Origin of the sequence: Massilia rubra (genome assembly GCF_011682065.1) — a bacterium.
GTDB classification, from domain to species: Bacteria; Pseudomonadota; Gammaproteobacteria; order Burkholderiales; family Burkholderiaceae_D; genus Telluria_A; species Telluria_A rubra.
This window is the reverse complement of record NZ_VUYU01000008.1, coordinates 160039-182640: the sequence shown is the minus strand read 5'-3', so window position 1 is coordinate 182640 and position 22602 is coordinate 160039. Positions and strand designations below refer to the sequence as shown.

The 22602-nt window shown below is 64.3% G+C and carries 20 protein-coding genes; 7 read left to right on the top strand and 13 right to left on the bottom strand.

The genetic code is table 11. From position 1 onward, the window contains the following. Nucleotides 1-23: 23 nt before the first annotated feature. Nucleotides 24-2099, top strand: coding sequence for an XrtA/PEP-CTERM system histidine kinase PrsK (gene prsK / locus F0185_RS14725; protein ID WP_167225581.1), 2076 nt, complete (start codon nt 24-26; stop codon nt 2097-2099). Nucleotides 2100-2136: 37 nt separating this feature from the next. Beyond that, on the top strand, nt 2137-3489 hold the full coding sequence (gene prsR, locus F0185_RS14720) for a PEP-CTERM-box response regulator transcription factor (RefSeq protein ID WP_370664017.1): 1353 nt from the start codon (nt 2137-2139) through the stop codon (nt 3487-3489). A 16-nt stretch (nt 3490-3505) separates the two neighbouring features. On the opposite strand, the gene F0185_RS14715 is transcribed toward prsR, so the two are convergent. The 13 genes from F0185_RS14715 to F0185_RS14650 all read right to left on the bottom strand — a co-directional run bounded on the left by F0185_RS14715 (nt 3506) and on the right by F0185_RS14650 (nt 14283). Then, nucleotides 3506-3784 (bottom strand): hypothetical protein, encoded by a 279-nt coding sequence (locus F0185_RS14715; protein WP_167225579.1) that lies wholly within the window; start codon nt 3782-3784, stop codon nt 3506-3508. A gap of 181 nt (nt 3785-3965) precedes the next feature. Further along, the gene (locus tag F0185_RS14710) at nt 3966-4376 is read right to left on the bottom strand and encodes a hypothetical protein (RefSeq protein ID WP_229477017.1); all 411 of its coding nucleotides are present in this window, start codon (nt 4374-4376) and stop codon (nt 3966-3968) included. Continuing rightward, nucleotides 4373-4630: a T6SS effector amidase Tae4 family protein gene (locus tag F0185_RS14705; protein WP_167225577.1), complete on the bottom strand. Its 258-nt coding sequence runs from the start codon at nt 4628-4630 to the stop codon at nt 4373-4375. The genes F0185_RS14710 and F0185_RS14705 overlap by 4 nt, the downstream gene beginning before the upstream one ends. A gap of 3 nt (nt 4631-4633) precedes the next feature. Beyond that, nucleotides 4634-4915 (bottom strand): hypothetical protein, encoded by a 282-nt coding sequence (locus tag F0185_RS14700; protein WP_167225575.1) that lies wholly within the window; start codon nt 4913-4915, stop codon nt 4634-4636. A 327-nt stretch (nt 4916-5242) separates the two neighbouring features. Further along, the gene (locus F0185_RS14695; RefSeq protein WP_167225573.1) at nt 5243-5632 is read right to left on the bottom strand and encodes a hypothetical protein; all 390 of its coding nucleotides are present in this window, start codon (nt 5630-5632) and stop codon (nt 5243-5245) included. 269 nt (nt 5633-5901) lie between these two features. After that, nucleotides 5902-6717: a tetratricopeptide repeat protein gene (locus F0185_RS14690; protein ID WP_167225571.1), complete on the bottom strand. Its 816-nt coding sequence runs from the start codon at nt 6715-6717 to the stop codon at nt 5902-5904. Nucleotides 6718-6881: 164 nt separating this feature from the next. Beyond that, on the bottom strand, nt 6882-7598 hold the full coding sequence (locus F0185_RS14685; RefSeq protein WP_167225569.1) for a tetratricopeptide repeat protein: 717 nt from the start codon (nt 7596-7598) through the stop codon (nt 6882-6884). A gap of 59 nt (nt 7599-7657) precedes the next feature. Further along, nucleotides 7658-8869, bottom strand: a complete 1212-nt coding sequence (locus F0185_RS14680) for a VanZ family protein (RefSeq protein ID WP_167225567.1) — start codon at nt 8867-8869, stop codon at nt 7658-7660. Nucleotides 8870-8926: 57 nt separating this feature from the next. Next, nucleotides 8927-9553: a tetratricopeptide repeat protein gene (locus F0185_RS14675; RefSeq protein ID WP_166891467.1), complete on the bottom strand. Its 627-nt coding sequence runs from the start codon at nt 9551-9553 to the stop codon at nt 8927-8929. 58 nt (nt 9554-9611) lie between these two features. Then, entirely contained in the window at nt 9612-11405 is a 1794-nt protein-coding gene (locus tag F0185_RS34825) for a hydrolase 1, exosortase A system-associated (RefSeq protein WP_229477015.1), read from the bottom strand. Continuing rightward, nucleotides 11405-11650 carry an acyl carrier protein gene (locus F0185_RS14660; RefSeq protein WP_099873596.1) on the bottom strand — a complete coding sequence of 82 codons (246 nt, stop codon included), beginning with the start codon at nt 11648-11650 and terminating at the stop codon, nt 11405-11407. Before F0185_RS14660 ends, F0185_RS34825 begins: the two co-directional genes overlap by 1 nt. Before the next feature lie 255 nt (nt 11651-11905). Beyond that, a complete protein-coding gene (locus tag F0185_RS14655; RefSeq protein ID WP_229477014.1) occupies nt 11906-12952 on the bottom strand; it encodes a polysaccharide deacetylase family protein in 1047 nt (348 codons plus the stop codon). Beyond that, entirely contained in the window at nt 12949-14283 is a 1335-nt protein-coding gene (locus F0185_RS14650) for a putative O-glycosylation ligase, exosortase A system-associated (protein WP_167225565.1), read from the bottom strand. Before F0185_RS14650 ends, F0185_RS14655 begins: the two co-directional genes overlap by 4 nt. Nucleotides 14284-14538: 255 nt before the next feature. Here F0185_RS14650 and F0185_RS14645 point away from each other — a divergent pair, with 255 nt between their 5' ends. The 5 genes from F0185_RS14645 to F0185_RS14625 all read left to right on the top strand — a co-directional run bounded on the left by F0185_RS14645 (nt 14539) and on the right by F0185_RS14625 (nt 22597). Beyond that, nucleotides 14539-16152 (top strand): acyl-CoA ligase (AMP-forming), exosortase A system-associated, encoded by a 1614-nt coding sequence (locus tag F0185_RS14645; protein ID WP_167225563.1) that lies wholly within the window; start codon nt 14539-14541, stop codon nt 16150-16152. Continuing rightward, complete coding sequence (locus F0185_RS14640; protein WP_167225561.1) at nt 16149-17384, top strand: pyridoxal-dependent decarboxylase, exosortase A system-associated; 1236 nt, start codon at nt 16149-16151, stop codon at nt 17382-17384. The genes F0185_RS14645 and F0185_RS14640 overlap by 4 nt, the downstream gene beginning before the upstream one ends. 88 nt (nt 17385-17472) lie before the next feature. Continuing rightward, the gene (locus F0185_RS14635) at nt 17473-19338 is read left to right on the top strand and encodes an asparagine synthetase B family protein (protein ID WP_167225559.1); all 1866 of its coding nucleotides are present in this window, start codon (nt 17473-17475) and stop codon (nt 19336-19338) included. Between the two features lie 5 nt (nt 19339-19343). Next, the gene (locus tag F0185_RS14630; protein WP_167225557.1) at nt 19344-20510 is read left to right on the top strand and encodes a DegT/DnrJ/EryC1/StrS family aminotransferase; all 1167 of its coding nucleotides are present in this window, start codon (nt 19344-19346) and stop codon (nt 20508-20510) included. Then, on the top strand, nt 20474-22597 hold the full coding sequence (locus tag F0185_RS14625; RefSeq protein ID WP_167225555.1) for a GNAT family N-acetyltransferase: 2124 nt from the start codon (nt 20474-20476) through the stop codon (nt 22595-22597). Before F0185_RS14630 ends, F0185_RS14625 begins: the two co-directional genes overlap by 37 nt. Nucleotides 22598-22602: the final 5 nt, after the last annotated feature.

Genomic DNA, 22602 nt, shown 5'->3' with positions numbered 1-22602 from the left:
ACCGGAAAGACAAGCGCATCGGAATGCTGAGCAACATCGCCACCATGAGCTATTCAATCGCCGCGCTCGCGTTTGCGCTGCTCGGCGTCGTCCTGCTGACGCGCTGGCGCAGCCGCCAGCATGCGTCCGTGCTGGCCTGCGCCTGCGCGCTGACCATGCTGTGGGGCGGCGCCCTGGCGGCCCAGGCCTGGGGCGTGCTGGCCCACATCTGGGCCGGCGAACTGCTGGAAGTGGCGCGCAACGGCGCCTGGACCGTGGTGCTGCTGTCGCTGCTGGGCCACTTCGAAGGCACCAGCTGGCGCCAGCTGCGCCGCACCCCGGCCCTGCCAGCCATCGCCCTGCTCTACCTGATGGTGCTGGCCGACAAGATCCTGTCCGAATTCATGCCGGCCGTGCTAGGCCACCAAAGCGGCATCGTGGGCGTGATGGCGCGCATCGGCATGGCCGTGCTCGGCATGCTGCTGGTCGAACAGTTGTACCGCAACAAGCCGGTGCAGGAACGCTGGGCCATCAAATTCGCTTGCCTCGGCATCGGCGGCATCTTCGTCTTCGATTTCTATCTGTACAGCAACGCCCTGCTGATGCGTCAGATCAATCCCGAAATCTGGTCCGCGCGCGGCGTGGTCGACGCCCTGACCGCGCCCCTGATCGCGGTGTCGGTGGCGCGCAGCGCGTCGTGGTCGTCGCACATCGCGGTGTCGCGCCGCCTGCTGTTCCATTCAGCGGCCCTGTTCGGCTCGGCCGCTTACCTGCTGGCCATGGGCGCGGCCGGCTATTATCTGCGCTACTTCGGCGGCCAGTGGGGCTCGCTGATGCAGATGGCCTTCCTGTTCGGCGCCTTGGTGCTACTGGCCGGCATTTTGTTCTCGGGCACTTTCCGCTCCTGGCTGAAAGTATTCATCAGCAAGCATTTCTACAGCTACAACTACGACTACCGCGAAGAATGGCTGCGCTTTACGCGCACCCTGTCGGAAGCCGGTCCCAACCTGGGCGAGCGTACCTTGCAAGCGGTGGGCGAGCTGGTCGAAAGTTCCGGCGGCATGCTGTGGATCCGGCGCGAAGCGGGCCTGTGCGAACCGGTGGCCAACTGGCACATGCCGGAGCTGGCCCCGTCCGAGCCGGACGATTCAGCCTTCTGCCGCTTCCTGGAATCGCGCCAGTGGGTGGTCGACCTGCAGGAGTTCACCGCGGACCCGGATAAATACGAAGGCCTGGCGCTGCCCGATTGGCTGGGTAAATTTCCGCGCGGACGGCTGGTGGTGCCGCTGATGCTGCAAGGGCGCCTGTTCGGCTTCATGCTGCTGTTGCAGCCGCGCAGCGCGATCACCCTGAACTGGGAAGTGATCGACCTGCTCAAGATTGCCGGCAGCCAGGCCGCCAGCTACCTGGCCCAGCATGAAGCGGCCAGCGCCCTGATGCTGGCGCGCCAGTTCGAATCGTTCAACCGCATGTCGACCTTCGTGGTGCACGACTTGAAGAACCTGGTGTCGCAACTGGGCCTCTTGATTCCGAATGCCGAAAAGCACAAGGACAACCCCGAATTCCAGCGCGACATGCTCGAAACGGTGACCCTGTCGGTGCAAAAGATGCGCCTGATGCTGCAAAAACTCAGCCGCAGCGCCTCGCAGGAGCGCCCGGCCCCGCTGTCGATCGAAAAACTGCTGGCCCAGGCGGTGGCCAACAAGGCCGCCTTCGAACCGCGTCCCTTGCTCACGATTGCCGAACCGCGCCTGCGCGTGGTGGCCGACTGGGAACGCCTGGAACGGGTGGTGGGCCACCTGATCCAGAACGCCATCGAAGCCACGCCCAAGGAAGGCCAGGTGGCAATTACGCTCAGCCGTGCGGGCGATTCGGTTATCATCGAGATCCGCGACACCGGCGAAGGCATGAGCGAAGAATTCATCCGCGAGCGCCTGTACAAGCCGTTCGAATCGACCAAATCGGCCGGCATGGGGATTGGCGCCTTTGAGAGCCGCGAATACATTCACGAGCTCGGCGGCAACCTGGAGGTCAGCAGCACGCCGCCGCAAGGCACCACGTTCAGAATCACCCTGCCGCTTTGCCAGCAGGACACTCAAACTGTCGATAAAGCCGCATGACGGCCAGAGGATCGCTGTGACCCAAAACAAAATGAAGATGCTCATCATCGAAGACGACCCCGGCCTGCAAAAGCAGCTGCGCTGGTGCTTCGACGCCTACGAGGTGGTGGTGGCGGGCGACCGCGACGCCGCGCTGGCGCAAGTGCGCCGCCACGAACCGGCGGTGGTGACCATGGACCTGGGCTTGCCGCCCGATCCTGACGGCGCCACCGAAGGGCTGGCCACCCTGCGCCAGATCCTGGCGCTGGCCCCAGACACCAAAGTCATCGTCCTGACCGGGAACCAGAATCACGCGCACGCGGTCGAAGCGATTGGCTTGGGAGCGTACGACTTCCACCAGAAGCCGTTCGACCCAGAAATGCTGGGGCTGGTGGTGCAGCGCGCCTTCTACCTGCACGCCTTGCAGCAGGAAAACCGTCGCATGCGCCAGTCGCAGGTTGATTCGCCGCTGAGCGGCGTGATCAGCCGCGACGCCGGCATGCAGCGCGTGTGCCGCAATATCGAAAAAGTGGCGCCGACGTCGGCGTCGGTAATGGTGCTGGGCGAAAGCGGGACCGGCAAGGAAGTGCTGGCGCGCGCGCTGCACCAGTTGAGTCCGCGTGCCAACCAGCGCTTCATGGCGATCAACTGCGCGGCGATTCCCGAGAACTTGCTCGAAAGCGAATTGTTCGGCTACGAAAAAGGCGCGTTCACGGGCGCGGCCAAGCAGACCAAGGGCAAGGTCGAGCTGGCGCATGGCGGCACCTTCTTCCTCGATGAAGTGGGTGACTTGCCGATGTCGCTGCAAGCCAAATTGCTGCGCTTTTTGCAGGAACGCGTGATCGAGCGCGTGGGCGGGCATGAAGAGATTGCGGTCGATGTGCGCATTGTGTGCGCGACGCACCAGAATTTGAAGGCGCTGTCGGCCAGCGGGCGCTTCCGCGAGGATTTGTATTATCGCCTGTCGGAAATCGTGGTCACCATTCCGCCGCTGCGCGACCGGGTGGGCGACGCCGCCTTGCTGGCGCACCATTTCAAGAACAAGTTCTGCGCGCAGGAATCGCGGCCGACCTTGCATTTCAGCCAGGAAGCGATTGGCGTGATCGAAAGCTATCCGTGGCCGGGCAATGTGCGCGAGATGGAAAACTGCATCAAGCGCGCGATCATCATGGCGGACGGGCCGCAGATTACGGCGGACGATCTGGGATTGTCGGCCTCGGCGGAACCGGAACAGCCGATCAACCTGCGCCAGGTGCGCGACGAGGCCGAGTATGCGGCCATCGTCAAGGCGCTGGCGCGGGTCGATGGGAATATCGTGCGGGCGGCGGAGTTGCTGGGGATTAGCCGGCCGACCTTGTATGACCTGATGGGCCGGCACGCGATCAAGTCGGCGGCGGCGGGCGGCGCTTAAGGTCGGCTCATGGGGCTCAGGAGGCGCTGGCTGCTGACGCGGCGCCAGCCAGTTTGGCCTTGCGACCTTTTTGCCGCGACAGGGCGGTAGCGCCTTGCACCAGCCAGTACAGCGCAAGGGCCAGGGCGACCCAGGCGAACGCATTGCCCGGGCTCCCGGCCAGCATGGCGGCGGAACCCAGTCCAAAGAACAGGCCGGCGCCAAGGTCCACCAGCGGGTGGGTCAGGAACAGGCTGAGCAGTTCGGAAATGGCTTTCGCTGCCAGCAGGCAGAGGAATATAGTAGACAGGGTCATTGGTGGAATTCTCGAATGATGACGATGATTCTGAAGGGTGACTGCTCAATTCTGGTTCACAGCGCCCTGGTGGCGCTTACCCCGTCCGCAGCGCTGCCGGCCTCCCCCCGTCAAAGGGCCAGGTGATGAACTGGCCAGACATGGCGACGGATTTGACAAGCCCCTTGGGCTCGTCCGACCCTTATTCCTGACCGTACGATGGACGAAGCGCCGCGACGGCTTTTTGAATGGCTGCCCGCACAGCTGGCCTGTCGATCATCTCGACACAGTGCAGTACAGGCAACACCTTGCCCTTTTGCGGCTCTGACTCGTCACGCATCACAGCCACCCCACTCGCTGCGTTTTCCCGCTTGACCTGCTCTGCGATCTCCACCATGGCATCAAGATCGCCTTTCATCCGCTGCACAATCACGGACGCCCAGGCATCGCCTTGATCCTTGGTAAAAGCATCCGCTTGATAAGTCATGCAGCTCGCTATTGCATAGCCTTCGACGTCGCGCTGTACTGCAGGCCGTGGCGCGCCCGCCGTATTCACGCTGGAGGCGCAGCCGGCAAGCGCCAGCCCCCATGCGATGCAGACCACGCGCATCATGCAAGTTCCCAAAATTCGCCCTTTGACGTTTTAACGTCAGGATTAGCCGGGTTGACATAGCTTGAATAATTATCGTGGCCTGGCTCACGATAGCTCGATCCATTCCACAGAGCGATATGTCCGGTAGCACCGGTCCAATTGACGCTGAAGGCGATAATACCTTTGCGATTATTGAACTCGTCGTCATAGGGACTCATGTTATCCACGCTTGGTTTGCCCAGGACTTTGAGCAGGTAATTTCTGAAGTCGGCCACGCCTTAGATAATTCGCGAACCGTCGCTTGTACCCAGCGTGCGCGCGTTGACTGCATTCGCCATTGCTGTGCTGATAGGAGCACCGGCTTTGTTGAAGGCCACGCTCAAGCGACTGGCACACGCATTTCCGGTAGGCCCGAAACCAGGCGAATTTATGTTTTTCTCAGCGGCGCCGCCGAGCATGGTGTACAAGTCTTTCATCGTCTTATATTGGACATGGTCTGGAAACTCCAGCCATAGCCTCTGAAAATTTGGCTTGATCACAAAGATATCCTTCATTTTCATTCAATTAAAATTCTGGAGAACTGCTCCCTTTTCGCGCCACACTGCCTTTGCGCTGACAGTGCTGCCGCTCAAACCAATATAGGCATCATACGGCGCGTTGTCAACTTGACATTATAGAATTCCAGGCAAAATTGCGTTTGGTCGGGAAACACCGTGGAGAGACGGTCAGTGCCGACAAACGAACACGAACAAGACAGTCGCGTCAGCTGTACTTGACATGGCCTACTCTACTTAAAGGCTCTGTTCGTGTGCGAATGTCGGCACTGCCCCTTCCCCTGCAGGGAATCATGCGTGCGGGCAGCTTTTTGACCATGCGCGAAGAGCCCTTCAGTTTTGCTCGCTCCGCTCTCGGCGGTAGACGATATCGTCGCCATGCCCGCCTTCATCAATACCATTAGGGCCGAGTGAGTACAACAAGAATGCCTGTGGACCTTGAGTACGCTGACTTTTGTAAATGAAAGGCCTCTGCCATCCATCTGCAATCGTCCTGACGGACAACCCAAGTACCGAGAATTTTTCTTCATCGGTTGGAACCCGCCCATGCTTCCTGCCCCACATTTCAATAGCGGTGCCTAATGATGAAATCGTGGCGCTGTTTTCGCCATGCTGAAATGCCGCCACATCAGAATCGAGTCGAGGCATTCGCGATATGAATACAATGCCCGCGACTATCAGAATTAGAAATATCATCACGATACGCAAATATTTTTTCTTCATCGCGGACTTCCTCAAGCTACCCATCTTAAAGCAGCTTCAAAGGGAGAGGTTAGTGCCGACAAACGCACACCAACGGGACAATCGCGCTGCGCGAATATGCAGCCGACGTCAACTGTATTCGACAGAGCCTATTCTTCGTAACTGTTCTGTTCGTGTGCGAATGTCGGCCCTGACCCCGTGGGCATTCTCAGTCATCAACATCGCGTGGAAAGCAGGCAAAAAGCCGGGGTGGCCGGCTCTTTGCCATTCGCACTGATCAAGGACGCGCCTTAGCGGGGCTTGGGGTAGTTCTTGCTATTGTCGCTGGCAACCTTCGACCCTAACCTGAGCGCTTCCTGGATCATTGCCCAGCCCTGCGCCGGGTTTTTATCGGTACCCGAACCTTCATACATGGCGGCGCCAATATAGAACATCGCGTCGGGATGGTTTTGCTGTGCCGCTTTATCAAACCACCTCAGTGCTTCCAAAAAGTCGCGCTTCACCCCTTCACCATTCAGATTGAGCAAACCCATTTCATACTGGGCCACCGGCAGGCCGGCGGCCGCCGCCTTCGAAATCCATTCCGCCGCCTTGTTCAAATCCTTTTTAGTGCCGGTGCCTTTTATGTAGAACAAGCCCAGGTCCAGTTCCGCCCAGTGATAGCCCTTCTCGGCAGAGGACTGCATCAGCTTGAAAGCCAGTCCCGGGCTTTTCAGGCCGCTCCAGCCGTTGGTGTAGTACAGCGCCAGCCCATACAAGCCTTCCGGGTGGTTTTGCGCGGCAGCGCGTTCCATCCAGCGGAATCCCTCGATCGGATCGTCGAATTGCTGATGCAGGTATTTCGCATACTGGACCTGCGACGCGGCGTCGCCATCCTCGGCCGCCCGTTTCAACGGGGCCAGTTCAGCCGTGCGCGCAGGGATCTTGCGTTCCTCGGCAATCGTCTTGCGGTTTTGTGCTTCCGCCCTCTGCACCTCGGCCGAGGCCGAACCGCAGGCCAGCAACACTGCCGCGCACAGCAGCAGGCGCGCTTTCAACGCGCCACGCGCAGGGCGCTTGAACGGGTCATTGCCGATCCGCTGTCGGGTTTTTTCATTTTTTTGCATGGTGACGCTCCTTCAAAACCATCATCGGGATATGTTCGGACGGCTATCTTGCAGACCGTTGGCCCATTATAGAAAGGAGAATGGAGGGAGTGTAAATATTTACGCCTTCGGGTGGCGTCCGGCGCAACCCTTCATCTGGATCAGGCAAGCGCCGGTAGCGCCGGTCAGGGCGCGGCGGCGGGCTCCGGATAGTTCTGGATGTTGTTTCGCGCCACCGTCGACCCCATGCGCAAGGCCTCTTGAATAATCTCCCAGCCATGCGCCGGGTTTTTATCCGTCCCCAACCCTTCGTACACGGCGGCGCCGATATAGAACAGACCATCGGGATGATGCTGATCCGCCGCTTTCTTGAACCACCCCAGCGCTGTCAGGAAATCGCGTTCCACCCCTTCGCCATTCAAATGCAGCAAACCCATTTCATACTCGGCTACCGGCAGGCCCGCCGCCGCCGCTTTGGCAATCCATTGCGCCGCCTTCGGCAAATCAGGCGCGGTGCCGGTGCCCTTGATGTACATTAAGCCCAGGTCCAGTTGCGCCGCCGGGAAGCCCGTCTCGGCCGACGCCTCCATCAGCTTGAACCCGACGCCGGGGCTTTGCACCCCATTCCAGCCGTTAAGATAGAACAAGGACAGGATATACAGGCCTTCCGGATGCTGTTGCGCGGCAGCGCGTTCCAGCCAGCGGAATGCCTCGGCCGGATCGTCGAATTGCTGATGCAGGTATTTCGCGTAGTCGACCTGCGCCTCGGCGTCGCCATCTTCGGCCGCGCGTTTCAACGGGGCCAGCTCCGGACTGCGCGCCGGGATCTTGCGTTCTTCTGACATTAACATCTGGTTCTTCCTTTCGTTTTCCGAATCTCGATCATAAGCGAACCTTGCCATCTTACAGAAAGCCCCATGGCTTGACTGCCAGTGCCATGGCGGCGCGACGGTTTGCGGAATCAGGGATCGATCCGGCCCGCCGCCCTTGTTGCGGCAGGCGTCCCGCTAAAGTCCGGCCCGCCGAACATCCACGGGATCATCCATCCGGCGCAGGCCAGCAGCACTTGGGTAATATCGCCGAAACGCCCCGGCAAGCCTTGCTGCGACCATTCCAGCCAGAACACGACCGCCGCAATGGCCACCGTGCCGATTACCACCACCGGCTGGCGGCGCCCGATCGGCGTGCGCAATCGCGCAAAATACGCGATCGCGAAAAACGGCCAGAAAATCTCCAGGATATTCTGCAAGCCCGACAAGGAGCGCATCTGCCCCACCAGCGGAATCCAGTTAAAGCCGTACACCATGCCGTCCGGCCCCGGCGCCAGTTCGCTGATGACAAAAGCGGCGCCGATCAGCGCAATGCCCATCCACGCGGCCTGGCGCAGGCGGCCGGCGACCAGCAAGAACATCCACGCCGCAAACGCCCCGGCCACCGCTTCGAGCGACAGTTGGCGTCCCTCGACGATGATCTTGAGCACGAGCACGCAGGCAACCAGCGAACCGAACAACAGCAAGGCCGGCTTGTCCTCGCGCGTGACGGTGCGCGCCAGCAAGCCGAGCCCGGCGAGGTAGCAGGCGTAGGTCAGCAGTTGGGCGATCTGCATCGTCTCTGGTTCGCGCAGCGAGCGGTAAAGCAGCGCCAGCCCGTGCCGCACCTGTCCCATGTCGAAGGTCGGCACCAGCGGGCTCGTTTGCGACAAGGCCCACAGCGCCAGCGTCGCCAGCCCCAGGTTGGGCAGGGTGCCGCTGCGCAGCCAGTGCGCGCGCACTGCCACCAGGCGCGGCCCGGCCAGGGTGTGGCCGTGCAGCAGGGACGCGAGCAGGCCGCCGGCCACGCTGCCGAAAATATTCAATGCCAGGTCGATGCGCGAGGCGTCGCGGCTGGGCAGGAATTGCTGGATCGCTTCCATCGACAGGCTCAGCAAGCCGCCGGCCACGGCCGCCGTCACCAGCGCCACGTGAAAGCGGGTGCCGCGCATCAGCCAGGCGACCATGAACAGGCCGAACGGCATGTAGGCGAGCACGTTCTGGACCAGGTCGGCCTTTTCCACCCGCGCGGGGCTGGTGAACAGGAAGCCAAACAGGGGAGCGATCGGCTCGCTCCAGCCGCTGAACGGATACAGGCTGCCGTAGACGATCAGGACCAGGAAGACAAGGACCAGGCGGCGCATCGGGTGCGCCCTAGTGGGTGCCGGGAAGGCGGCGCCAGCCCGGTGGCGGCGTGCCCGTCATTGCGCCGGCTCGTCCCATTTGCCGGCCTCGACCAGCTTGTTCTTGAGCCCAGGCAAAGGAAAGCCCAGCGCGTACGCTTTTTTCGCGTGCAATCTGGACTTGGCGTACTCTTTTTTCTTCAGGTAAGCGAGCCCGGCGTTGTAATTGATGGTCGGGTCTTCCGGCGCCATCTCGACGGCGGTGGCGAACATGCCGACCGCGTCGTCGGTCTTGCCGAGCGCGAGCAGGTAGGTGCCGTAGGTGGCGCGCACGGCGGCGTCATCGGGCGCAAAGCGGATGGCGCGGTTGAAATAGCATTCCACCGGCCACTTGGTCGCCGGCACTTTGACTTGCTTGTCGCGCAAGGCGACCATGGCCAGCGTGGCCAGCGCGCGCGGGTGGTTGGGAATGGCGCGCAGGGTGTAGTCGAGGTCGCCGCCGAGATAGCTGGTGTTGCCTTTGATGCCCGCTTCCACCTCGGGCGTGAAGTGGGCGTTCTCGACGATTTCCAGGTTGACCTCGCCGCGCTTGCGGTAATCGAGCGGACCGAAGTGATTCTTCAGTTCGCCGCAATAATTGAGCGCGTGGGCGCCGGTCGAGGTCAGCAGCACAGTGCCGGCTAACAGGTAAGGCAATAGTTTCATCGATATCCTTTGGGGGGGCGTGAAGGCGGCGGCGCGCAGGCTTACCACGAGCGCAGGCTTACCACGAGCGCAGCCAGTCGCCGGTCCAGTGCAGCACCTGGTCTTTCCACACGCGGCGCGAAAATGTGTGGTCCGCTTCAACTAATGTCTGGCGCGACACTTGCGGCGCGGCCAGCACGGCTTGCCACTGGTCCGATCCGGCGGCGGTGTCGAGAAATTCCTGGGCCGTCAGGTCGGCGCCGCTGATGATCAACAGCACCTTGCCGCGAAAACGCGCCAGGCCGGCCCGCATGCGCTCGGGCAGCGCGGCCGGCGCGGCGCCGGCCTGGTCCTTCCCCGCGCCCTTGCCGGCAGCGGCGCCGGCGATGCGCAGGAACGAGGCGGCCGCCGCACCCACATTCAATTGACCGCGCAGGATCTTTTTCCACAGTTCCGGGTCAAACAAGCGTGCGCGATAATAGTGCTTGATGGTGGCCTTGGCGTGGCCGCCGCTGGTGCGCACCCACGGGTTGAGCAGCACCAGCCCGCTCACGCGGGCATCGTCGGCGGCGTAGAAAATCGCGGCCGAGGCGCCGTCGCACAAGCCCCAGATGACCACCTCTTCCACGCCGGGCAGGGCCGTGAACAAGTTATCGATGGCGGCGCGCAAGTCCTCGCCGACCACCTCGAAGTCGCGCATGGCGCCGTGGCTGTCGCCCATGCCACGATAGTCGAAGCGCAGCGCGGCGATGCCTTGCGCCGCCAGTCCGCGCGCCAGCGTGGTGAACTGGCGGTGGCTGCCGACCCGGTACTGCGGGCCGCCGACCACGATCAGCACGGCCCGTTTGGCCGGTTGCGCGGGCACGCTGAGAATGCCGAACAGGGCCTCGCCGCCGCAACTAAAGCGCAGCACGTCCTCACGGCAGGCGGCGGGACCCGGGGTCACTGACGCGGGCGGCACAGGGTACGTTCCGTGCGTGCCGTGCGTTGCGGCCTGCCCGGGCTGCCCTGCTGGCGGCGCGGCGTCGAACAGGGCCGAGGTGGCGGCCAGCAGTTCGGGCGACTCGGCGATTTCCTGGGTTGACCAGAATGGCGTGCAGGTCACTTGTTGCAGGTGCAGGTCGACCCCGGCCTCGCGCCAGGCGTCGGCCAGACGCGAGACGGCGGGCGTGAGCGGGCGCTCGGCCGAGGCCGCCGTTTCCAGCCAGTGCACCGGGCAGCCGAGCGGCGCCAGCGTGCCCGCGTCCTTGCTATCGATGGCGGCGGCCAGGGCGGGGGCGATTTCGTAGCCGGCCACTTCCAGCATCTCGCCGCCGAGCAGGGTGGCGCGCAAGGCGGCCGTGCCGCCGCTTTTGGCGGCCGCTTTGCCGTCGCCGCCCTCGGCCAGCATGGCGTTGGCGGTGAGCAAGCGCAGGAATTGGGTCAGGAAGGTGGCGCCGTTTTGTACCGGTTGCCACAGCACCAGGCGGGCGATGGGATGACCGGCCTCGTGCGCGTAGTCCAGCGCCAGCAAGGCGCCCAGGCGCAGGCCCCACAGGGTCAGCGGCGCGTCCAGGCGCGCCGACAGCCAGGCGCAGCCGGCGGCCAAGTCGCCTTTCCAGGTGTCCCAGCGGGCCTCGGCAAATTCGCCGCCGCTGTCGCCGCAACCGGCCAGGTCGAGCTGGAGCACGCCGTAGCCCTGCGCCGCCAGCGCGCGCGCCTGCACGGCGGCCATGCGGCGCGCCTTGTTCATTTCGTCGCCGAAAGGATGGACGTACAGGACCGCGCCACGGCAGCGCGCGCCGGCGGGCGGGTGGAACAGGCAAAAACGTTGTCCCAAGCCCGTCTGGAGAAAGAAGGGCTCGGCCCCCGGCGGCTTGGGATGGGCAGTCATCAGGCCAGTTTTTGCTTGACGAAAGCGTTCAGGCTGCCCAGCGTTTCGAAGGTGCTGGCGCTGATTTCGTCGTCGTCGATGGTGATGCCGAAGTGTTCTTCGAGCGCGGCCATCAGGTTCACCACCGCCATCGAGTCGAGCTCGGGGATGCTGCCCAACAGGGCCGATTGTTCGTTCAGTTCCTTGCCGGCGTCGCCCAGGCTGAGCACGTCGGTGAGGATGGTTTTGATGTCTTCGAGATACATGGAAATCCTAGATGGAGGTACGTGAAATATTGTTGACGATAACTTTTCCTCCGTCGTTCCCGCGAAGGCGGGAACCCAAGTTCGTGCCGCAGACCCAGGCTGATCTACGAAATTGGGTTCCCGCCTGCGCGGGAACGACGGATTTTCGGTTCGTGGCAAACGGTTCTTCCGCAGCATTCTGGCGCCGGATCAGCAGGGTGACATGGTACACGGCGTCCCGACCAACAGTCCAGGCCGCCACCCCGCGTGCGCGCCTTACACCGTGTCGCCATTGCGCCGCAAATTTTGCATCATGCGCAGCATGTAACGGAACTGGCTGCGGTCCCACGGCGTGAATCGCGGCAATTGAAACAGGTCGCCTCCCGGCCGCGCCGCACCCCACGAGGTCGACACCGCCGCCTCGAACCCCAGTTCCCTGACGATCGCCACATGCTCGGCCAGGTAATCCTGTCCCGGCTTGCCGTTCGGGTAAGCGAACAAGGTCACCGGCGCGCCGATGATCGCTTCCAGCGCGGCCTTGCCGTCGGCAATTTCCTGGCGCGCCGCAGCCGCCTCCATGCGCGCCACGATCGGATGGTTCACCGTATGCGCGCCGATGCCCATCCCGGCCCGGTGCAGCTGGCGCACCTGGTCGGAGGTCATCATCAGGTCGGTCGGCAACTGAACCGGCACCAGCGCGCACAGCGCCGCCACCTGGCGCAGGCGCTCGTCCAGCGGCAAATACTTGAGCGCACCGAGCAATGTCGCAATCGCCGCCTGCCGTTTGGCCACCGTATCGAGCTCGAACGCGTCCTGCCCGGCCGCGCGCAGGTCGATCCGGTCCGGCGCCCGGCGGATCAGCTCGATCACCGTGTCGTTCCACATGCGCCCGCCGTCCAGAAATCCGCTGGCGATGAAAAACGTCGCGTGCACCCCATGCCGCTGCAAGATCGGCAGCGCGATGGTGGCGTTATCGGCATACCCGTCGTCAAACGTGATGCAGGCCGCGCGCGGCGGCAGCTTGCCCGCCTGTAAGGCGCGCACGGCGTCGGCCAGCGGCATGATGTTGAAGCACTGTTTCAGCTGGGTCAGCTGGGCGTCGAAACGGTGCGCATCGACCTCGTCCGGAAAAATCGCATCCTGGCGCGGCAGCACCCGGTGGAAAATCAGGATCGACAAGCGCTGGCGCGCACTGCCCAAAAATCCCAGATGACGCATGGCGCGACTGGCCATGCCGGCCCAGGCCGGTCCTGCCGGCGCGGAATCGATGCGATCGGTGCGCTGTAGCGACATGGCATGCTCTTTCGTGGTGAAACGGGTCATGGGATAGCCGCACCGTGCGCCTGGGCATGCGCATGGGCGTCGAGCTGGGCGGCGCGGGCGGCCTCGCGCGCGGCCGCTTTGGCGGCGGCGGCCTCGGCCTCCAGGGTTTTCTCGACAATGTAGCCGGTGCTGACCACCGCCGCCATCAGGTAATAGGGCACGTCGTAATACAGCAGGCTGAGGAAAGCGCCGCCCACGCCGAAGCCGAGCAGGCTGACCTGGATCATGCGGGCAAGGTCCCCCGCCCATTTCAGGTCCTCCCTTTTCGCCGTCGTGCGCACGATCCAGGCCGCTTTGCGCCAGGTGAGGAAAGCCAACAACAAATAGATGCCGAGCCCGATAAAGCCATGCTCGCCCAGCGCTTGGAAATAGATACTGTGGGCCGCGTGCACATCATCCGGCACCGGCGCGTACAACTCGAACGCGGTGCGGTTATAGATCTCGAAGCCGCCGCCGAGCGGGCGGTCCAGCGCCATGTGGTAGGCCATGTACCAGGCATTGATGCGCCCCATGGCCGAGCTATCTTCCTTGTAGGTATTGATGGTCTCCATGCGCGAAGACCATTTGTCGGGCATGAAGGTAATGGCAATGGGCACCATCAGCACCATCAAGCCGCCCAGCAGCACTTTCTTGGGGCTTTTCAGCCACAGGAAGAACAGCATCGCCCCGATCCCCACCAGCGCCCCGCGCGAATAGGAACCGAGCGCGGCGAAGGCGCACAGGATGATCGACGCGACCATGCCCCGGCGCGCCCACTTGTTTTTCAGGATGGTGTACAGGAAGCACATCACGGGAATGATGGTGATGAAGGCCAGCGCGACTTCGTTATTGCCCTCGATATAGCTGCCCTGCGGCCCCCACACAATGCTGCTGCCGCCGGTGGCCACGGTAAAGATGCCGCCCTTGACCCCATAATAGGCGAGCGAGCCGACCAGGGTCCAGATCAGCAGCTCCACCTGGCGGCGCGTCTTGATCAGCATGACGGTGGCAAACGTCATCAGGAAGATCTTCGAGACGCGGTTGAGCATCACCACCGATTCGTCCGGCCACATCGAGAAGATGGTGGTAATCCCCATCCACAGGCCGAACACCATGAGCGTGAGCACAATGGGCGTCATGGGCAGCTTTTTGGGGTCGCGCGTGACCAGCAGGCCGATCAGGGTCACGCCGGCGATGATGGCGGCGAACGGAAACGAATAGGCAAAGCCCCAGCTGAGCCGGTGCGGATTCATCACGCTGATCCATACCCACATCAGCACGCCGATATAGGGGCGCTTGAGGATGAACGGCAAGGAACCGAACACAAGCAGCGTAATGATTAAGTCTCTCATGAACGATCTGGCGCGGTCCGGTTAGGCTAAGCGCCCCTGGCAGCCTGCCTGGATTCGCTTAAGTAATATGTAATTGATATTGTTAGTGTTCAAGTGGTAAGATTGTACTTGAACTTCTTCCAAATTTCGCTTGCACGGAGAAATTGATCTCCGCACAATTTGGCTAGCGTCACGCATCGCACAATCCACGGCGTAAGTCGCCCCTTATCGTCCCGAACAGCAACGCTTTGGCTTCCAGCCGTACGCAAGGTTTCAATGAGTGACTTGATCCACGACTTCATCTTCCGCTCTGCCGGCCGCTCCCCACAAGCGGAGGCGCTCGTTTATGGCAGCCGCCGTCTGGATTACGCAACACTTGCGGATTCCGTACGGCAAGTCTCGACAAGCGTGCTCGGCCTGGGCCTGGGCCGCGGCGAGCGGCTGGCGGTGTATCTTGAGAAAAACATCGAGAATGTGGCCGCCATGTTCGGCGCCGCCGCCGCCGGCGGCGTGTTCGTTCCCGTCAATCCCTTGCTCAAGCCGGAACAGGTGGCCTATATCCTGGCCGACTGCAATGTGCGCATCCTGGTGACCTCGGCCGACCGCCTGAAATTGCTGGCCGGCGCCCTGGACGCCTGTCCCGACCTGCACACCGTCATCGTCACCGGCAACATCGACAACGCGCCCGCTTTGACCCGCATCAAGGTGCTGGCCTGGGACGCCGCCCTGGAAGCCGCAGCCGAACCGGCCACCCCGGCGCGCAATATCGACACCGACATGGCGGCGATCTTGTACACCTCGGGCAGCACCGGCAAGCCAAAAGGCGTGGTGCTGTCGCACCGCAACATGGTGGCCGGCGCCAACAGCGTGGCCGGCTACCTGGACAATACCCCGGCCGACCGCATCCTGGCCGTGTTGCCGCTAAGCTTCGACTATGGCCTGAGCCAGCTGACCACGGCCTTCAGCGTCGGCGCCACCGCCGTACTGATCAACCACCTGCTGGCGCGCGACATTCTCAAGGCCGTGCAAGCGGAGCGCATCACCGGCCTGGCCGCGGTGCCGCCGCTGTGGATCCAGATCGCCCCCCTGCCCTGGCCGGCCGACTGCACCCTGCGCTACCTGACCAATTCGGGCGGCGCCATGCAGCGCCCCACCCTGGACGCGCTGCGCCGCGCACTGCCGAACGCGCAACCGTTTTTGATGTACGGCCTGACCGAAGCCTTCCGCAGCACCTACCTGCCGCCGGCCGAACTCGATCGCCGTCCCGATTCGATGGGCAAGGCGATCCCGAATGCCGAAGTGATGGTCCTGCGCCCCGACGGGACCGAATGCGATCCCGGCGAAGCCGGGGAACTGGTGCATCGCGGCGCGCTGGTCTCGCTCGGCTACTGGAACGACCGCGCCAAGACCGCCGAGCGCTTCAAGCCGGTGGTGAGCGTGCATCACGGCCTGACCCTGACCGAAATGGCGGTATGGTCGGGCGACACGGTGCGCAAGGATGAAGAAGGCTTTTTATACTTCATCAGCCGCAACGATGAAATGATCAAGACCTCCGGCTACCGGGTCAGCCCCTCGGAAGTGGAAGAAGTGGTCTACGCGCGCGAGGGCGTGGCCGAAGCGGCCGCCATCGGCCTGGCCCACCCGACCCTGGGCCAGGCCATCGTCGTCATCGCCCACCCGAAAGAAGGCAGCGGCCTCACTGCGGAAAGCCTGCTGGCCGCCTGCAAACCGCACCTGCCGGCCTACATGTTGCCGGCGCGCGTGATCATCGCGCCCGAGAGCCTGCCGCGCAACCCGAACGGCAAAATCGACCGCAAACTCTTGAGCGTACAAATGGAACAGCTGTTTATGCAAGCATCGACCGAAGCAAACCCGAAGGCCGCACAATGAGCGCCCCGCGCCCGCAACACGCGCCGCTGGCGCAATTCGAGGTCGAGGGCGATTGCCTGCAGATCGGCGGCATGCCGCTCACGCGCCTGGCCGAACGGGTCGGGCGCACGCCCTTCTACGCCTACGACCGCGCCAAGCTGAGCGAGCGGGTCGCACTGCTGCGCCGCCACCTGCCGCCCGAGATCCATCTGCACTACGCCATGAAAGCCAATCCGATGCCGGCCGTGGTCCAGCACATGGCCACCCTGGTCGACGGCATCGACATCGCCTCCGGCGGCGAGCAGCGCGTCGCCCTCGACACGCCCATGGCGCCGCACCTGGTCAGCTTCGCCGGCCCGGGCAAGAGCGATACCGACCTCGCTTGCGCGATCGCCGCCGGGGTCACCTTGAACATGGAGTCCGAAGCGGAGATGGAGCGCATCGCCGTGATCGGCCGGCGCCTGGGCCTCGCGCCGCGCGTGGCGGTGCGGGTCAACCCGGACTTCGAACTCAAGTCGTCGGGCATGAAAATGGGCGGCGGGCCAAAGCAGTTCGGCGTTGACGCCGAGCGCGTGCCGGCCATGCTGGGACGCATCGGCGAACTGGAACTCGACTTCCAGGGCTTTCATATCTACAGCGGCTCGCAAAACCTGAAAGCGGCGTCGATCCAGGAGGCGCACGAAAAAACCTTCGCCCTGGCGATCCGCCTGGCCGCGCACTGGCCCGGTCCCCTGCGCTCGCTCAACATCGGCGGCGGCTTCGGCATTCCCTACTTCCCCGGCGAAGAACGGCTCGACCTGGCCGCCGTGGGCGAGAACCTCAAGCGCATCCTGCCCGACGTGCGGCGCGCGCTGCCCGGCACCGAGATCGTGATCGAACTGGGACGCTACCTGGTGGCCGAAGCGGGCATTTACGTCAGCCGCGTGATCGAGCGCAAAGAGTCGCGCGGCCAGGTCTACCTGGTCACCGACGGCGGCCTGCACCACCACCTGGCGGCGTCCGGCAACTTCGGCCAGGTGATCCGCAAGAACTACCCGGTCGCCATCGGCAACCGCATGCACGCCGGCGAGCGCGAAACCGTGTCCGTGGTCGGCCCGCTGTGCACCCCGCTCGACCTGCTGGCCGACCAGATGTCGCTCGCCAAAGCCGAGGTGGGCGACCTGGTGGTGGTGTTCCAGTCGGGCGCCTACGGCCTGTCCGCCAGCCCGGTCGCCTTCCTCAGCCATCCCGTGGCGCTGGAAGTGCTGGTCTGATGCCATAATCCGCACTCGATCCGCAATCAACGAATAACATCAACGCAAGCGCGAGGATAGCAATGAGTCAATTTTCCGGGAAGCCGCAGTGAGCGGCTTGTGTGGCTGGATCGGCCACGGCGCCAGTGTCGCTGACAACCAGGCCCTGATCGGCGCCATGGCGGCGCCGCTGGCGGCCTTCGACCAGAACGCCATCGGCACCCTGCAAGCGGCGCGCAGCGCGCTGGCGGTGTCGGCGCGCGCGGCCAGCGCCCACCTGTACCAGGGCGACGGCCTGCTGGTGGCCGTGTGGGGCGAACCGGAACTGGCCGATGGCCTCGACGCCCAGGGCCGGCAGGACGCCGGCTTGGCTGACGGGTTGGCTGAAAGAGTGGCACGCCTGTGGCGGCGCGACCCGGACGCCGTCTGCGTCAAACTGAGCGGCGCCTTTGCGCTCGCCATCCTCGACGACGCCAAAGGCGACGCCCTGCTGGCGATCGACCGCATGGGCACGCACCAACTGAGCTACCAGACGGCAGGCGAGGCGCTGGTGTTCGCCACCTCGTCCGACGCCCTGATCCGCCACCCCAAAACGCCGGCGGCGATCGATCCGCAAGGCTTGTACAACTACGTCTACTTTCACATGGTTCCGGCGCCGGGCACCGTGTACCGCGGCCAGCAACGCCTGCTGCCGGGCGAATGCCTGCGCTTCCGCCAAGGCAGCGTGGAAAAGCGCGCCTACTGGCGCATGGTGTTCGACGAACAGCCGCAGCACTCGTTCGAGGACCTGAAACAGCAGTTCCGCGACCTGCTGCGCAGCAGCGTGCGCGAGGCGGCCGGCAAGCAGCCGTACGGCGCCTTCCTCAGTGGCGGCACCGACAGCTCCACCATCGCCGGCATCATGCGCGAGCTGGGCGACCAGCCGGTCAACACCTATTCGATCGGCTTCGAAGCCGAAGGCTACGACGAAATGTCGTACGCGCGCCTGGCCTCGAAACACTTCGGCACCAGCCACCACGAATACTACGTCACCCCGGACGACGTGGTGGCCGCCATTCCGCGCATCGGCGCGGTGTTCGACCAGCCCTTCGGCAATGCCTCGGCGGTGCCGGCCTTTTACTGCGCGCGCCTGGCGCGCGCCGACGGCGTCACCCGCATGCTGGGCGGCGACGGCGGCGACGAACTATTCGGCGGCAACGAGCGCTACTCCAAGCAGCATGTGTTCGCCCTGTACGACAAGGTGCCGGGCCTGCTGCGCAAGGCCTTGCTGGAACCGGCCGTCTTCAACTTCCCGGCCGGCGAGCGCCTCAAACTGATTCGCAAGGCGCGCAGCTACATCGAGCAAGCCTCGCTGCCGATGCCGGCGCGCCTGGAAACCTACAACCTGCTGGGCCGCTTCGGCCCCGCGCAAGTGTTTACCGCCGGTTTCCTGGCCGGCGCCGACGTCGGCGCGCCACTGGCCAGCCTGTCGCACACGTACGCCCAGAACGACGCATCGAGCCTGATCAACCGCATGCTGGCGCTCGACCTGAAGGTCACCCTGGCCGACAACGACCTGCCCAAGGTGATCAAGGCCTGCGAACTGGCGGCGATGGAAGCGGCCTTCCCCTTCCTGTCGGACCGGATGGTGGCCTTCTCGGCGCGCCTGACGGCCAAGCAGAAACTCAATGGCACCCAGTTGCGCTATTTCTTCAAGGAAGCGCTGCGCGGCTTCCTGCCCGACGAAATCATCACCAAGCAAAAGCACGGCTTCGGCCTGCCGTTCGGCGTGTGGCTGCAAAAGCACAAGCCGCTGCAGCAGCTCGCGCTCGACAGCCTGGCCGACCTGAAGGCGCGCCAGATCGTGCGTCCCGAATTTATCGACGCGCTGGTCGGCCAGCACTTGGACGAACACGCCGGCTACCATGGGACCATGGTGTGGGTACTGATGATGATGGAGCAGTGGTTCAAGCAGCGCTCCGCACCGCAAAGCTGATACCGATGCCCGATTACCAGCGTTTCGACGCCGTTGCATGTGATTTCCCCCGTCCGAGCGCGCCCCTGTTGCCGGTCCTGCGCTGGGCCGACCTCGGTTTCGGCAGCGGCACCGTGGCCCCGGCCCTGATCGACGGCACCGCCGTGCGCCACTTCGCGCGCGGCCGCTACGCCATGCACGCCGCCTGCCAGGCCGGCGGCATCGGTCCCGGCACGGCGCTGCTGGCGCCGTCCTACCATTGCCGCACCATGATCGACCCGGCGCTGGCGCTGGGCGGCACGGTGCTGTTCTATGAAGTCGACAGCGACCTGACCCCGCGCGTGGACAGCATCCGCGCCCTGCTGGCGCCGCGCGACCACGGCATCAAGGCGCTGGTGCTGCCGCACTACTTCGGCTTCGAGCAGCCGCCGGCCCTGATGGCGGCGGTGAGCGCGGTATGCCGCCACCACGGCATCATGCTGATCGAAGACTGTTCGCATGCCTGGCAGGTGGCGGCCAAGCGCGCCCAGACCGGCCAGGCCAACGCCGACCATGTGCTCATGGCCAGCCCCTACAAATTTTTCGGTTGCGAAGACGGCGGCGTGTTGTGGGCCAACCCGGCGCTGTTTCCGATCACGCCGCCGGCCAAACCCGGCCTGCTGCGCGAACTCAAGGCGCTCAAGACAGCCTGGTCGCGCAACCGCGCCGCGCGCGCGATCGCCGCCGACGCCGAGCCGCGCGACCCCACCCTGCGCGGGCAAGATATCTTCGAGCGCCACGACCAGCCTTCCCCCTTCTACGAGCGTGCCATGGAAAACAAGAACAGCCTGGCGCTGTCGCGCTGGGTGATGCGGCGCACCCGCCTCGCCCCCCTGGTCGAACAACGCCGCCAGCATTACCGCCAGTGGCTCGAAGCGGTGGCCGGCGCGCGCGGCGGCCAGGCGCTGATGCCCGACCTGCCCGACGACTGCGCACCCTATATGTTCCCGATCACGATCGCCCAGCCGGACCCGGTGTTCTACCAGTTAAAGCAAGCCGGCATGCCGATTTTCCGCTGGGACGACATGGCGGTGTCGAGCTGCACGGTGGCGCGCAACTACCGCCTGCACCTGCTGCACCTGCCCTGCCACCAGGCACTGTCGGCGCAGCAGATGACATGGATGACGGCGCTGGTATCGAAAGCGCTGGCATGAGCGGCTGGAGCGGCGTGCCGCTGCAGCGCTCCCTCGGCGAGCATGGCGCGGCCTGGGATGCACTGAACCGGCGCCTGTTCGGCGGCCATCCGCTGCTCGACGCGCGCTTCATCGACGGCTTGCTGGCCCAGTTCGGCGACGGCAGCGAGCAGTTGTGGACCTGCCGGCGCGACGGCCAGGTCGAGGCGATGTGCGTGCTCAAGCGGCGCAATGCGCTGGTGTGGGCCAGTTTCCTGCCGCCGCAGGCGCAGATCGGCGCCACCCTGGTGGCCGACGCCGCGCTGCTCGACTCGCTCTGGGGCAGCCTGCCGCCGCTGGTGATCCAGCTCGACCTGCTCTGCAACGACCCGCAAGTGGGCGCCGTGCTGGCCGGCCCGGCGCCGGGCCAGCAGTTGATGAACCACGCGCGCACCATGCGCATCGCGCTCGATGGCGGCGTTGACGATTACTGGTCGGCGCGCGCTCACCTGCAAAGCAATATCAAGCGCTACCAGAAACGCCTGCTGGAAAAGGGCGTGAGCAAGCGCCACGTGCACATCGTCGAGGCCGACCAGATGGACGCGGCGGTGGACCGCTACGCCGCGCTCGAAAGCGCCGGCTGGAAGGGCCGCACCGGCACCGCGGTCGGCGCCACCCCGGCCCAGCACCAGTTCTACCGCGACCTGCTGCGGCGCGCCGCCGTGGACGGCCACGCCCTGGTCTGCGAGCTGTGGTTGGACGACAAGCTGGCCGCCTCGCGCCTGATCCTGTGCCAGAACGGCATGTACGTGATGCTCAAGACCAGCTACGACGAGAGCTTTGCCGAATATTCGCCGGGCCGCCTGCTGCTGCGCGGCGTGATCGACCGGGCGTTCGAGGCCGATCCGGGCGGCGCCATCGAGTTCTACACCGACGCCGACCACAACCTGCTCGAATGGGCCAGCAGCCAGCGCTGGATCCGGCACCGCACGCTGTACCGCTGGAACGTGGCCGAAGCGCTGAAGGTGTCGCTGCGCGCATGGCACAGCAAGCCGCCCGCGCAGGACGGCCTGGCGGTCGAGGTGGTCCACCATCCGGACGCGCTGGCGGCCGACGTGCAAAGCTTCATGACCAAGGCCGAGAAGCAGAATGTGGCCGGCGGCCTGGCGTGGTACCGCAACCTGGTCGAGACGGTCTATCCGGCCAATCCGGGACTGCGCTTCTACGTGCTGCGCCAGGGCCAGCACGTGGTGGCGGTGCTGCCGCTGCGCGCCCAGAAAGTCGGCCGCGCCTGGCAACTGAGTTCATTGTCGAATTTTTATACCAGCCTGTACGAGCCGGTGCTCGACGCCGGCCTGAAACCGCGCGAGATGGTGACGGTGCTCTCGGCCATCCACGACGAGTTTCCCAGGATCGCGTCGCTGACGCTCACGCCGATGGACCCCGATTCGCATGCCTACCAGACCATGCTGGGCGCGATGCGCATCAAGGGCTGGCTGGCGTTCGAGTATTTCGCCTTCGGCAACTGGTACCAGCCGATCAGCGGCGACTGGGCCGGCTACCTGGCCGCGCGCGGCGGACAGCTGCAAAACACCATCCGGCGCATGGGCAAGAAGTTCGCCAACGATGGCGGCACCCTGGAAATCGTCACCAGCGCCAGGGATCTGCCGGTGGCCATTGCGGCCTATGAAAAGGTGTACGCGGCCAGCTGGAAAAAGCCCGAGCCCTTCCCCGCTTTCATGCCGGCGCTGATGCAGACCTACGCCGCCAAGGGCTTCCTGCGCCTGGGACTGGCGTGGATCAAGGGCGAACCGGTGGCCGCGCAATTGTGGATCGTCTCGTACGGACGGGCCGAGATCTACAAGCTGGCCTACGACGAAGGCTTCAAGGCCTATTCGCCGGGAACCCTGGTCACGGCCATGCTGATGGAGCACGCGATCGACAAGGACAAGGTCACCGAAATCGATTACCTGATCGGCGACGACGCCTATAAAAAGACGTGGATGAGCCACCGGCGCGAACGCTGGGGCATGGTGGCGTACAACCCCAAGTCGCTGCGCGGCCTGAAGGGACTGGCGCGCGAAGCGGCCGGCCGCGCCGCGCGCGGCGTGGCCGACCGCCTGGGCTGAACGTG